Source organism: Microvirga pudoricolor (assembly GCF_016892705.1).
Classification (GTDB): domain Bacteria; phylum Pseudomonadota; class Alphaproteobacteria; order Rhizobiales; family Beijerinckiaceae; genus Microvirga; species Microvirga pudoricolor.
The window spans coordinates 203918-217369 of the sequence record NZ_JAFEMB010000004.1 but is presented as its reverse complement, the minus strand read 5'-3'; the positions used below and the strand labels follow the sequence as shown (position 1 = coordinate 217369).

Below are 13452 nucleotides of genomic sequence, written 5' to 3'. Positions count from 1 at the left end.
GGACGATCATTGTGACGCTTTCGGAAATCCCTGACAATGTGCCCTATCAGAGTGGATTCCGGTAGGATCCAGCCTCTCCCAGAGTTTTAGATGCGTTATACAGATTCTAAGACTCTCTTTCCGACATTCACCCAAAGGCTGATGCCGCGGTTCTGCGGTCAGACTACATTGTCCTAGAAAACCCCACCCTTAGCGCCGCTGTTTGGAACTGAGCTTTGCCTTTTTGCTATGTTTCCGTCGCTGCTTTCTCCAAAGCTTTCCCTGTTTTCCAGACAGGGAATTTTGGCGCTAAGACGCTGATATCGCTATCGCTCTTTCCCGAGAGGAATGCGAAAGGAGGCAAGCTGGCTTAATTTTCCCTCTATTTTCCCGCAAAACAGGGAACAGCTCCCAGAGACAGGTTCGCAGGTGACTGCGTCCACCGCCATTACCCAAGCCGATGTTGGTGTCGTTTTTGCTACGTGAGCCAAAGCTCGCGAGGTGCGGTGCCTTAACGAATCCCAGGGCAGCATCGTCTGAGGTGCCCTTATTCAGGTTGGAGCAGGGCCTTTGGGGCTCCGATTCCGTCTTGTTTGACCGTCCTGAACATCCAGCCTAGGTGGGGATGCGGGCGTACCGAACGGACCAGTGACGGCGTTTCACTTGATGGCGGGGCATTGCCAGAGGCCGGACTGTCACAGACCCGGACCTTCCGATCCGGTGCCGACATGAATTTCAGATGCTGCCGACGTCGATATGTTTGAGGTGAATCAGTCGGTCCAGGCCCATTTCACCGAGCGAGTTGATCCCGAGCAGCCCCATATTGCGGCTGATCTCGGTCGAGAGAATGTCGATGGCATGGCTGACCCCGGCTTCGCCTGCGATTGCAGCCGCATACAAGAACGGGCGGCCGACGAAGACGAACTTCGCTCCAAGGGCGATAGCTTTCAGCACGTCCGACCCTCGCCGGATGCCGCCGTCCATCATGACGGGGATGGCCCCTCCGACAGCATCCGCAATGGCAGGCAGAACGCGTAGGGGAGATACCGCTCCATCGAGCTGCCGGCCGCCGTGGTTCGAGACAACAATGCCATCGACACCACAATCTCGGGCCATGCAGGCATCCTCCTTGGCCATGACGCCCTTCAGGACCAAACGCCCTTTCCACCGTTCCCGGATCAACTCCAGATGACGCCAGTTCAGATGATCCTTGGCGCCGAAATCCCGCATCACGCTTTTGGCGAGGATGGGCGCGCCGCGTGTCGCATATGAGTTCTCGAAATGGGGCATGCCATGTTTCAGGAGCGTCCGAAGAAACGTGTTCAGCGTCCAGTTCGGTCGCATCATGCCGTCCCAGGCCAGGCGGAGACTGGGGCGCAGAGGTGTGGAGAAGCCACTGCGGACGTTGTTCTCGCGATTGGCCAGAACCGCCGTGTCCACGGTCAACATGAGTGACTCGAAGCCCGCCCGCTCGACGCGCTCCAGCAATCCGAGGATACGATCCGGCTCCCCCGGCAGGTAGGCCTGGAACCACGCCGCAGGATTCGCCTTGGCGACATCCTCCAGGGGAATGAGGGAAGACCCGCTCATCACCATCGGGATGTTCGCCTCCCCGGCCGCCCGCGCCAGGACTAGATCACCACGGTAGGCGGACAGGGCGCTGATCCCCATCGGAGCGATCCCGAATGGGGCCGCATAGGAGCGACCGAGCAGTTCGACCTTCTGCGTCCGCTCGGACACCCCGACCAGCACACGCGGGACGAAGCCGAACTCCCCAAACGCCGACCGGTTGTCGCGAAGGGAAGCATTGGTCTCGGAGGCCCCTGACACGTACCCGAAGATCGGGCGTGGCAGGTGACGGCGTGCCGCATTCTCGAAGTCGTCGAGCGAGAGGATCCCGCGCAGACGGCGCGAGAGGGCGGCAGGCGCCGGTGCAATGTCTCTGACGGGCGCCGAGTCCAGATTCGTCGGGGACCGCTCGATGCCGCGTGGAATGTCCGAACTGTCCTTCATGTCTTCTTCCTTGCGGCCATCGTCGTCTTCGGGCCCGCCTCGCACCGATCGAGGCTCTTCAGGATGATCTTGCGCCGGATAAGACGAGCGCGCTGGGCGAACGTCATGAGTGCTCCGGCAGCTTGGGGCACCCTCACGCCCATTCAGCAAGGAAAGGGACGTACCCGATGGTGAAAGTGCGATCGTCCCCCCGCAACGGAGCACGAACTCCGTGCCACCCGCTCCTCATCGCATCACGGATACGACTGAGAACCATCGGGGAGGGTGTCGCCGCCGAGCACGGTCTTCTTTACTCTGCCTGACAGGGGCAAGGCGCCTGTTCATGGAGGAGGGGTAGGGATCGCGATGCAGTACCTGCCCCGTTGGGCCGTCAAACGGGACTTCAGGCTTCTTCCTCCTGGAAGGCTTCCTCTCGGGTCTTGCGGAAGGACGGCAGGACCATGAGGACGAGCATCGCGGCGGTGGCGATCAGCAGGACGAGGCTGATCGGCCGCTCGACGAATACGCTCGGGCTTCCCTGCGAGATCACCAGGGCACGGCGGATATTCGTTTCGAGCAACGGACCGAGCACGAAGCCGAGCAACAGCGGCCCCGGTTCGCACTTCGCCTTCCGGAAGAGGTATCCGAGCAGCCCGAAGCCTGCGGCCAGCACCACGTCGAAGATCCGATTGTTGATGCTATAGACGCCGACGCAGCAGAACAGCAGGATGGCTGGGTAAAGAAGGCGGTAAGGCACCGTCAGCAACTTCACCCAGACGCCGATCAGCGGCAGGTTGATGACGACCAGCATCAGGTTGCCGACCCACATGCTCGCCACGAGGCCCCAGAAGATCTGCGGCTGGGTTTGCAGGACGGTCGGACCCGGTGTGATGCCGTGGATGATGAAGGCGCTCAGCATCATCGCCATCATGTTGTTGGACGGGATGCCGAGCGTAAGCAGCGGGATGAAAGACGACTGCGCCCCGGCATTGTTGGCGGCCTCGGGGCCTGCCACGCCCTGGACGGCCCCGTTGCCGAACTCCCTTGGATCCTTCGCGACCTTCTTCTCCAGGGAATAGGCGCAGAAGGCCGCCAGCGTCGCACCGCCACCCGGCAGGATGCCCAGGAAGGTTCCTACACCCGTGCCGCGCAGGACAGCCGGCCAAGCCTTGCGAAAGTCCTCCCGCGTGGGCCAGAGGCGGCTGAGCTTGCGAACCAGGACGCCGCGCGCTTCCACGTTCTCGAGGTTCTCGATGATCTCGGTGAAGCCGAAGACGCCGATGGCGATGACGACGAAATCGATGCCGTCGAAGAGTTCGATTGCGCTGAAGGTCAGGCGTTCCTCACCGGAAGCCGCATCGATGCCGACCATGCCGAGGGCCAAGCCGAACAAGATCATGCCAATCGCCTTGAGGACAGACCCTCGGGCAAGCACCGTGGCCGCAAGCAGGCCGAAGAGCATCAGGGCCACATACTCGGCGGGGCCGAACGAGAGAGCGAAAGACGAGAGCGTCGGGCCTGCGATGGCGATGCCGAATGTCGCGACGGTTCCGGCAAAGAAGGATCCGAGCGCCGCAACGGCCAAGGCCGAACCGGCTTTCCCGTTCTGAGCCATCTTGTAGCCGTCAATCGCGGTCACCACGGATGACGCCTCGCCCGGCAGGTTGACCAGGATGGCCGTGGTCGAACCGCCGTACTGCGCCCCGTAATAGATGCCGGAGAGCATGATGATACCCGCCAACGGAGGGAGATAGAACGTGATCGGGAGCAGCACGGCAATCGTGGCGGTCGGTCCGATGCCCGGCAGCACGCCGATCAGCGTGCCGAGGAGCGCGCCCAAAAGGCAGAAGGCGAGATTCGTCGGGTTCAGCGCTTCGCCGAACCCAAGCATGAGAAGATCGAGGAATTCCATGTTCCGTTCCTCAGAAAGGCCAGATCGGCAACTGGACGCCGAGACCGACGATGAAGACCAATGCACCGAAGGCGGTCAGACCGGCCGTGAGCAGGATCACCTCGCGCCATCTGGACTCGCGGTCCGCGAGACTTCCGATCAAGAGCAGCCAGACAGAGGCGGCCACGAAGCCGAAGTACTCGGCGGTGAAGGCAAAGCCCACGACCGAAAGCAGAATGACGGCGAGAGGACGAAGGTTCGGGATCGTGATGTCCTCGCGGGCCCGGAAGAGACCCATCCCGCCGACGGTCAGCCCGACGAGGATCAGGAGCCAGCAGACGATCCTCGGCAGGTACCCCGGCCCCATCGCGGCGGCGGTGCCCATGGTCAGGTCGCGCCCGGCCCAGAGGCCGACCGCACCAAGACCCACGAACAGGGCGGCGGTCAGGAGATCCGGACGGTCCCCGGTGCCGCCAGCCTTGCGTGGGCCGGCCATCACTTCTGTTCCTTGACGAGCTTCCAGACCTCACCGAGCCGCTCCGCCCGCGCCGGGAGTTCCTTGTTCCAATCTTCCGACGAACGGTAGGACAGAGGCAGCGACTGCTGCTTGGCCTTTTCCTGGAACTCTGGATTGTCGAGCGCCTTCTTGACCGCATCCGAGTACTTCGTCCGGATGGCTTCAGGAACATCGCACCCCATGGCGATGCCGCGCTCCGAACTCATGATGACATCGAAGCCCTGCTCTTTGGCCGTCGGAAGGTCCTGCGCGATGACGGATCGCTGATCGGCGAACTGGCCGAGCGACTTGAAGGCCGACCTGTCGCCACTTTGGAATTCGCCGACATTGATTCCGATGGCTGTGACATGGCCGCCGAGCAAAGCCGTCCTGGCCTCGTTGGCACCGTTGAACGTGACCGGTGTCAGGTCCACGCCGGCAGCTTTCTCAAGTTGCAGCAGGGCGAGATGCTCATCCGTGCCGAGTCCCGTCGTGCCGACGGTAACCTTGCCCGGATTGGCCTTGGCGAAGGCGACCAAATCCTTGAGAGAGTTGTACGGGGAGTTCGCCTGGACGATGAACGAGCCCGGATCCTCGACGATACGAGCGACCAGACAGAGCTTCTTGGGATCGAAACGGACCTTTCTGTCCATCTGCATCGTCAGGTAGCCAGGGGTGTTGAGGGACGACAGCGTGTAGCCGTCGGGCTTGGCCTGGGTCAACGCGGTGTAGGCGATCTCACCCGAGGCGCCGGGCCGATTCAGGATGGTGATCTTCCCGCCGAGTTCCTTCTCGATGTAGGGCGCGAGCGTCCGATTCATTACGTCCGTGCCGCCGCCCGGGGCGAAGGCGACAATCATTTCAATGGGCCGATCGCTGGGCCACTCGGCATGAGCGGCTCCGATGCCAAGCAGCATCGTCGTGGCAAGTGCAGTATTCCGGATCAGGTTCTTCATGGCGTTCTCCCTTGGACGGTGATCGTTGCAGTTGATTGGGCGTGGGTGGATTCGGGTACGGCTTCGTGGTGCGGGGCCATGACATCGTGCACCGATGGCGGCCTCTTGTTGCCCGCGCCCGCCGGAAAGGCGGATGCGGTCCTGTCTGTTTCCGTGCCCGAGGTTCGGACGTACTCAGGCTGGCAGTTCGCAACCCTGTTTGACGAGAGTGTCGTTGAACCAGGTCGGCTTGTGGGTCCCTGACTTGATGGCGTCCATCTGCTTGTTCTCGGCGGCGTGCTTGGCCACCGTCTTCTCGTAGACGTCCGCGACATCATCGATCGGTACGACGACCACGCCGTCGGCATCGCCAAGGACGAGGTCGCCCGGCATGATGACCATACCACCGATGGCGATCGGGCAGTTCACCTCGCCTGGGCCGTTCTTGTACGGCCCGCGATGGGTCACACCGACGGCAAAGGATGGAACGTTCATCTCGAGGAAAGCGTCGGCGTCGCGAATGGCGCCGTTGAGGACGAAGCCGACGACTCCGCGTCTGCGTGCGTAGTCGAGCATCATCTCACCCATAAGGGCATGGGTGACCTCGCCGCCTGCATCCACGACGATGACATCACCCTGCTCAGCCATGTCCATGGCCTTGTGCAGCATCAGGTTGTCGCCGGGCGGCGCCTTCACGGTCAAGGCTCGACCCGCAAGCTTGCCCTCCCGGTGCATCGGGCGAAGTTGCGCTCCGGCAGCACTCATGCGGAACATGCTGTCGCTGACATTGGCGACGGGAAGCTCCTTGAACTTCTCGACCCATTCCAGGTCGACGGCGCGCTCCCGGTTGCGGACCCTAAATCCTATGCTCAATGTCTTCTCCTCATAGTTGTTCGCTTGTGGAAGTCCGACACAGGCATCACTCAGGTCGATGCCTTGGCGAGCGCGCGGTAGTTCACGATCCTCTCCCGGCCCGGATCGCGACCCTGGATGACGGCCAGGATCCCCTCGACCGCGTCAACTCCGACCCTGGCATTAGCCTGCTTAGTCACGCCTCCGATATGTGGTGTCACGACGATCTGCTGTCGGCTCCAGAAGGGATGATCCTGTGAGGGCGGCTCCGCCGCGAAGGTGTCGAGACCGGCACCGGCGATATGGCCGCTGTCGATGGCCTGGACCAAGGCATGTTCATCGATCAGACCTCCGCGAGCGGTGTTGACGACGAAAGATCCAGGCTTCATCAGCCCAATGGACTTGGCATCGAGCAGGTTGCGCGTTTGCGGTGTCAGGGGGCAATGGAGGCTGACAATATCGGAAGCGGCAAGCAGGCCCTCGATGTCTGCATCGCGGATGACACCAGCTTCGTCAAAAGCCGCGTCATCGGCGAAGGGGTCGAAGGCGCGGATATCGAGACCGAGAGCCTTCGCATACACGGCCGTGTGCCTAGCGATGGCGCCGAAGCCGACGAGGCCCATGGTCAGGCCTGCGACCTCCACGCCGGAAAACCCGGCCTTCTCCCAACGGCCGGCGCGCAGACCGCCGTCGAGTGGCACGACGCGTTTGACGGTGGTCAGCATAAGCGTAATGGCGTGCTCGGCAACGGAGCGGGCGTTGGCACCAGCGGCAACAACGACGGGGATCTCCCGGCGGGTCGCCGCGTCGATGTCGATATTATCCACCCCGACGCCGTGCTTGGAGAGGACGCGCAGCGAGGGTGCGGCGTCAATGGCGGAAGCCCCGAAGCGCCCCATCCGGACCACGACCCCCACCGGGTCGACCTCGGCGACGATCCGGACCAGATCATCCTCGTTCGTGTAGGGCGGGACATAGGCTACACTGTAGCCGTTATCGGCGATGAGCTTGACGGCCTGCTCGTTGATGGCCGGTCCGGTAACCAGGATGTTGCGGCTGTCCATGCTGTCCTCGCGGTCAGGACGAGCGAGGACGCGGAGCGAGGCTATCGCGCCTTGGATCTTATCCTCCCTAATCCCGAAGTTTTTCTCGGTGTCTTATTGGTCACGATTCGTAACATAGAGATTTCTTGAAAAAATCGAAAAATTCTGACATTTATTTACAGATTTTCTGAATAAACATTCGGGATTGGCGAGATGGATACGCGTCAATTAAAGACGTTCATCGCAATCGTAGAGCATGGAACGTTGGCCAAGGCTGCCGACGCCGTCGGACTGACCCCGTCTGCCGTCAGCCAGCAGATCCAAGCCCTGGAGAGTGAGGTTCGGGCCGAACTCTTCGACCGCTCCACCCGGCCGATGACGCTCAACAGTCAAGGTCTCCAAATGCTCGACGCGGCACGCAACCTCGTGCGATCTGCGGATGACGTGATCGATGCCATCTCCGGAAAAGCGATTGCCGGTACGTTCACGATTGGGTCCGTTCGTTCGAGCGCATTGTCACTCCTGCCTCGGGCCCTCGTCGCCTTGAAGGCTGACTATCCTGACCTCAGGCTGAAGCTGCATGTCGCCAACAGTGACGAATTGTTGAACGATGTCGTGTCGGGAAGGCTGGATTCGGCGATGGTGGCGGACCATCCTGGGATTGGGTCGACACTGAGGTGGAGTCCCTTCATCAGCGAGCCCTTGTTCGCGATCGCACCGCGAGGGACGCCGCAGATCCCCGCGGCGGAAATGCTCTCGCTTCTCCCGTATGTGAGGTTCAACAGCCGGTACCGTTTGGCACAACTGATCGACACCGAACTGGCGAAGAGCAGGATCGTCACGAACCTGATTGCGGAAATCGACACCATGACAGCCGTCGTCGGTAGCGTCGTCCACGGGCTCGGAGCATCGGTGGCCCCATACACGGCCTTGAAGGAGGCCCCTGGCGAGGTCGTGGCAGCCCCGTTTGGAGACCCTCAAGTCTATCGCCAAATCGGCCTCATCGAGCGCCGCGCGAGCACGCGTACGATCGTCATAGACAGGCTTCACCAACACCTCGTGAGTTTCAGCGGCGAGTATGGGGTGGAGCGATGACGCCAAGCTTCCGGGTCAGGCTTGACGAGGTCTATACGGAGGTGGCCCAGCGTGCTGACGCTATCCGCCATGAGATCATCTCGGGATGTCGCTAGATCCTTGGGAGTGCCGGCCGTATGGTATCAGGCCTTGGGCAGTCGATCCATCATCCGCCGATCAATTCGCATCAGTAGCCATGTTCTCGATGTCTTGCCAGAAAGACTTTGGTCAGTCGTTACTGATAGCGCGAAGGAAGCGACGTGTCCGTTCTTGCGTCGGTTGTTCGAAAAAAATCCGGGCAGGGGCTTCCTCGACAATTCTGCCGGCGTCCAACAACATCGCCCGGCTTGCAACATTCTTCGCAAAGCCGATCTCGTGAGTGACGACGATCATCGTCATGTTGTGTTCGTCATGAACTTGCCGAATGACCTGAAGGACTTCCTCACGCATCTCCGGGTCGAGGGCGGAGGTCGGTTCGTCGAACAGCATAAGAGACGGCTTCATGGCAAGCGCTCGGGCAATCGCAACACGCTGGCGTTGCCCTCCAGAGAGCTGAAACGGATAGACATTTGCCTTCTCAGCCATACCGACCTGCTCCAGCAACCTCATCCCTTCCGCAGTCGCTTCGCGTTGCGGCAGGCCGAGGATCTTTCGGGGAGCGATCGTGATGTTCTCAAGCGCCGTCATATGGGGAAAAAGATTGAAGTTCTGGAACACGAAACCTGTCGACAAGCGGATCCGCTGCAAGACCTCCTGGGAGGCTCCATCGACACGGTTCTCGCCGACGGCGATAGTCCCGCTGCTAATCGCCTCAAGCCCGTTTATGCATCGGAGGAGCGTGCTTTTACCGCAGCCGCTGGGGCCGCAAAGCACCAGAACCTCTCCCCTGGCGACATCGAGAGATATTCCGTTGAGAACACTGACTGCCCCATACGACTTCTGGACGTCCTTGAATCGGATATATGTTTCCGCGGGGTCTGTCGCCGCCAGCATCAGATTGGTTGCCATTTCTGAAGCCTTTCGAGCGAGCGCATGAACAAGGCATAACCCCAAATAAGAGCGACGTAGAGCGCCGCCGCTCCTGTATAAAACTCGAGAGGCCGGAAAAATTGAACGGTTAGCTCTTGGGCCCTGAACATCACCTCGGGTACGGCGATCAGGACAGTTACGGTGACGTTCTTGATCACTGTGATGTGTACATTCGTCAGAGACGGCAGTGTCGCGAAGGCAGCTTGGGGAAGCGTGACATAGCGCATGACCTGCCAACGGGAAAAGCCAAGCGACTGCGCGGCCTGAACCTGAGTGGTGGGAATGGCCTCAAGCCCTCCACGGAAAGCCTCGCATGCAAGAGCCGCGCCGTTCAAGGACAGGGCGATAATCGAACTCACTGTTGGTGAAAACGAGACCCCGGTCAGGATCGGCATGACGTAGTGGATCCAGATGAGAAGGACAACCACAGGAAGCGTGCGGAAGAGATCCACGAACACAACCGAGAACCCTCGCAGGAACCACTTCCGCGACATTCCCATGGCGGCCAGCATAACCCCCAGAATGGTTGTGAAGACGATGCTTGGTAGGCTTGTCCACCAGGCATGCCACAAGCCGCCCGCGAGATAGGGACCGTAGTCGGCCAGTACGCCGAATTGAAACTTATAGTCCATTGGCCTGTCCGCCTCGCCCCCAACACTTGGATGAACGATCAAAGGCTGAAGACCGAAGCTCTAGGCCGCGGCCCTCAGCATGTCTGCCCGTCAGCGCGGGCCCGTGGCGAGTTCGATGGGCAAGCCCCACTTCTCCGCTAGTCCGCGGTACCATCCGCGCAGCTTCATCGAGCGGATATACGTGTCGAGGAAGACCATGAGATCGAGATCGCCATAGCGCACGGCATGGTTCATCGTAGTCCACTCAGTCTCGTTTCCGCCAAACTTGATGTTCTTCAGTTCGGTCGGCCTTTCCTTGGCCCGCAACTCGTTCGAAACGGAGTCACCAATGTAGGCTGTTGCCCTTCCCTGCATAACTTCGAGAACCGCCGCGCCTGTATCGGCCAATGGCGTGACCTTCGCGTTCTTGAACGTACGCTGGCTGAATTGCTGCGCGGACGTCCCTGAGACGACTGATATGACATTTCCGGCTTTGTCGAGATCCGCGAGCGAGTTGATCGGGCTATCGGCGCGAACGACGGCTGTCGACGATAGATAGCCGAAAGGTTCGCCGAACGCGACGGCAGTGGCCCGCTCGGGCGTGGCCCCGAGGCCGCTCATCACGACGTCCCACTTGCCCGCTTGCAACCCCGCGACGAGGCCGCTCCAAGTGGTGTTGACGAGTTCGACCTTGATCCCGGTCATTGCCTCGAAGTTGCGAATGTCGTCAACGATGTAGCCCTCATACTCATTGGTTTTCGGGTTGAGCAGAACGAACTTGTTCCAGGGGGCCACCCCGACGACCAACTTCTTCTGGGATATGACCTTATCAAGGGTCGGGCCTGCCGATGCTACCGTCGATGCCAACGCCGCGAAGGCGAACGCTGCCGTTGCTACTAGTGCTCCTATGGTCTTTCGCATGATCGTTCCCTCTTGTTATGTGCCAAACATGCTCTCGTGGCGGACGGCACCGTCTCAGTGCACGGCATCGCGCTCGAGGATCTCCTCAAACCCCACGATCGGGGCGGTGGCGTTCGGGTCGATCACCACGTCAATCACATAGGGGCCGCCGGTGGAGAGACCGCGTGCGATCGCAGCTTCAATCTCCTCCGCGTCCGTGACGCGCTCGCCCCGGCACTTCAAGGCCCGCGCAACCTCGGAATAGTCGATGTCGAGAAAGTCGCACTCGAGATAGGTTCCCATCAGCTTCTGCTCCCAATGCCGCTGAAAGCCCAGGGTACCGTTATTGAACACAACGACGAGCACATCCACAGCATAGCGAGCTGCAGTTTCCAGTTCGTTGAACACATACCCGAAGGCGCCGTCCCCGGTGAGACAGACGACCTTTCGAGAGGGATCGCCGATCTTGGCGCCGATGGCGGCGGGCAGGCTCCAGCCGATTCCGCCCGTTCCCCGCGGCGAAAGGATAAAGCGGCCCGGCTGCGGCACGTCGATATGGCTCATGGCCCATCCGGTGATGTAGCTCGCGTCTGTGACCACCAGGGTTGCCTTGTCTGCCTGCGCCGAAATCTCGGACAGAAGGCGCTCTGGCCGGATCGGAGATTGCGAGGACCGGGCTACCGGCTGGAATTCATCGTGCCATTCCTCCCTCAGGCGCTCGATTCGTTGCCTTCCCACGGGATTCGTCCTTGCAAGCCCCTGATCCGCACAGAGCATGAGGAGATCACGCAAGGTATCCCGCACATCGCCGACCATGGCGACGTCCGTGGTAAAGTTGCGGCCGATCTCCTCGGGGTCGATGTCCAGATGAATGACCTTCGTTCCAGGCTTCGGGAGGGTCCAATTGCTATAGCAGATCTGCCCGGTGCGGGACCCCATGATGAAGGCGACATCCGCCTCGGAGAACAGCGCATTGGAGATCTGGCCGCGGCCATAGCGTCCGCCTGTCGTAGAGCCGAGAGGACCTGCGGCCAGGGGGTGGGCATCCTCGATCGCCCCTCGGCCTGTCATGGTCGTCGCGACAGGGATGTCCAGCAACTCTGCCAGCATCCGTACCTCATCCTGCGCATTGGAAATAACGCATCCGCCTCCAGCGATGAGGAGGGGTCGCTCAGCACTCACGAGCAAACGCGCGGCCTCCTCGATCGAGTGGCGGCTCGCTCGAACCCGATTGGCGGGGAAGTGTGTGTAATGCTGATCGGCCCATGTTTCCGCCTCGGCGTCGGCGGCCATGACATCGTTGGGGCAAAGGACCGCCACAGGCCCAGGACGCCCGGTTGTGGCGATCCTGAACGCCTTCCGGATGGCATCGCCAGCTTGCTCGGCCGCGTCGATGCGGATCACCGTCTTGGTGTAGAGAGCCAAGGCGGTCGCGTGATCGAGCGCGCTGCTGGCGTGCTTGTCCTTGAGGGTGAGCGAGTGGTCCTGGACCAAAGCGATGACTGGAACCGACGAGCGCTGAGCCTCAAGGAGACCCGTGATCAAGTTCGTGGCCCCCGGTCCGAAGGTCGATGCGCAAACGCCCGGCCGTCCGGTCGCCTGGGCATAGCCGTGAGCCATGATCGCCGCGTGCTTTTCATCCCGTACGGTCACGATCCGCGTGAAAGACCGGTCGACAGCGTGGAAGAGATGAACGGGGTCCTCCATCCCGAAGATGCATGACACCCCGTGGCTCTTCAGGGTCTCGTAAACCAATGCACCCCCGGTCGCCTTCATATCGCCTTCTCCCGCTCGTCAGTAGTTGCATATTATGCAACATGTTGTTTATTATGGTAGACATCAGACTTCCTTTCCGTCAAGCGACAGGGGACAGCTCGGCCCATGAAATCGATCGACAATGCGATGCGTGCCCTTCGGCTCCTCGTCGACAACGGAGGAGAGCTCCGGGTTGGGGATACCAGCCGTCACCTCGACATGACGAGAGGCAATGCATCGCGATTGCTGGCGTCACTCGCCCGGGGTGGGTTGCTCGAACAGGATCCCAGCACGCAGCGATATCGAGCCGGCATCCTCGCGGTGCAGATCGCCGCGAGCTTCCATCGAAACTTCGACTTGGTGGAGCAGGCCCGAAAGGAGATGGAGGAACTCGCGCATCAGACGGAGCACACAGTGTGGCTCGGAGTTCCATCAGGCACGGAGGTCATCGTACTCAAAACCGTACGAGGCCCTCAGCCTATTCAGTTCACCGTCGAACCCGGTCACAAGTTGCCTGCTCACGCGGCCGCCATGGGCAAGGCCCTGCTGGCTCTCAAGACAGACCAAGAAATTCGAACGCTATACTCCAGTTCTCCAGGTCTCTCGGCGCAACGGGCCAACATCTCCGTTGAGGCGCTGCTTCGAGATATTGCCGTGACGCGGATGCGGGGCTATGCCGTATCGGATCAAGAGCTGTTCGAGGGCGTCAGGGCCGTTTCAGTCAGCTTCGAGGACCCACAAAAATCCATGAGTGTCGCCATCAGTGTTTCTTACCCGCTATTCGCCATCGAAAGAACTGGAGACCAATTAATCGTCGAAGCGCTTCTCACCTTTGGACGAGGCTTTGGCGCTCGCATCGGTGACAAACGTTGGATTTTCTAGTCGTAGATACAGC

Annotated in this window: 12 protein-coding genes; 2 read left to right on the top strand and 10 right to left on the bottom strand. The window is 60.8% G+C overall.

Annotation, left to right across the window (positions count from 1 at the left end):
• Nucleotides 1–714: 714 nt before the first annotated feature.
• From ILT42_RS14930 to ILT42_RS14905, 6 genes are all read right to left on the bottom strand, one after another.
• On the bottom strand, nucleotides 715–1992 hold the full coding sequence (locus ILT42_RS14930; protein WP_204216416.1) for an alpha-hydroxy acid oxidase: 1278 nt from the start codon (nucleotides 1990–1992) through the stop codon (nucleotides 715–717).
• Nucleotides 1993–2374: 382 nt separating this feature from the next.
• Nucleotides 2375–3883, bottom strand: a complete 1509-nt coding sequence (locus tag ILT42_RS14925; RefSeq protein WP_204216415.1) for a tripartite tricarboxylate transporter permease — start codon at nucleotides 3881–3883, stop codon at nucleotides 2375–2377.
• Between the two features lie 10 nt (nucleotides 3884–3893).
• Entirely contained in the window at nucleotides 3894–4358 is a 465-nt protein-coding gene (locus ILT42_RS14920; RefSeq protein WP_204216414.1) for a tripartite tricarboxylate transporter TctB family protein, read from the bottom strand.
• A complete protein-coding gene (locus tag ILT42_RS14915) occupies nucleotides 4358–5314 on the bottom strand; it encodes a tripartite tricarboxylate transporter substrate binding protein (protein WP_204216413.1) in 957 nt (318 codons plus the stop codon). Before ILT42_RS14915 ends, ILT42_RS14920 begins: the two co-directional genes overlap by 1 nt.
• A 174-nt stretch (nucleotides 5315–5488) precedes the next feature.
• Nucleotides 5489–6166, bottom strand: coding sequence for an RraA family protein (locus ILT42_RS14910; RefSeq protein ID WP_204216412.1), 678 nt, complete (start codon nucleotides 6164–6166; stop codon nucleotides 5489–5491).
• Nucleotides 6167–6216: 50 nt separating this feature from the next.
• Entirely contained in the window at nucleotides 6217–7209 is a 993-nt protein-coding gene (locus ILT42_RS14905) for a hydroxyacid dehydrogenase (protein WP_204216411.1), read from the bottom strand.
• Between the two features lie 192 nt (nucleotides 7210–7401).
• On the opposite strand from ILT42_RS14905, the gene ILT42_RS14900 reads away from it, so the two are divergent.
• Complete coding sequence (locus ILT42_RS14900; RefSeq protein ID WP_204216410.1) at nucleotides 7402–8283, top strand: LysR substrate-binding domain-containing protein; 882 nt, start codon at nucleotides 7402–7404, stop codon at nucleotides 8281–8283.
• Nucleotides 8284–8490: 207 nt separating this feature from the next.
• Here ILT42_RS14900 and ILT42_RS14895 read toward each other — a convergent pair whose 3' ends face one another.
• The 4 genes from ILT42_RS14895 to ILT42_RS14880 form a co-directional block, all read right to left on the bottom strand.
• The gene (locus ILT42_RS14895) at nucleotides 8491–9270 is read right to left on the bottom strand and encodes an amino acid ABC transporter ATP-binding protein (RefSeq protein WP_229428681.1); all 780 of its coding nucleotides are present in this window, start codon (nucleotides 9268–9270) and stop codon (nucleotides 8491–8493) included.
• Nucleotides 9255–9923: an amino acid ABC transporter permease gene (locus ILT42_RS14890; RefSeq protein ID WP_204216409.1), complete on the bottom strand. Its 669-nt coding sequence runs from the start codon at nucleotides 9921–9923 to the stop codon at nucleotides 9255–9257. The genes ILT42_RS14895 and ILT42_RS14890 overlap by 16 nt, the downstream gene beginning before the upstream one ends.
• 90 nt (nucleotides 9924–10013) lie before the next feature.
• Complete coding sequence (locus ILT42_RS14885; RefSeq protein ID WP_204216408.1) at nucleotides 10014–10823, bottom strand: transporter substrate-binding domain-containing protein; 810 nt, start codon at nucleotides 10821–10823, stop codon at nucleotides 10014–10016.
• 54 nt (nucleotides 10824–10877) lie between these two features.
• A complete protein-coding gene (locus ILT42_RS14880; protein ID WP_204216407.1) occupies nucleotides 10878–12578 on the bottom strand; it encodes a thiamine pyrophosphate-binding protein in 1701 nt (566 codons plus the stop codon).
• A 105-nt stretch (nucleotides 12579–12683) separates the two neighbouring features.
• Between ILT42_RS14880 and ILT42_RS14875 the strand changes: the two genes are divergently transcribed.
• Nucleotides 12684–13439 carry an IclR family transcriptional regulator gene (locus tag ILT42_RS14875; RefSeq protein ID WP_204216406.1) on the top strand — a complete coding sequence of 252 codons (756 nt, stop codon included), beginning with the start codon at nucleotides 12684–12686 and terminating at the stop codon, nucleotides 13437–13439.
• Nucleotides 13440–13452: the final 13 nt, after the last annotated feature.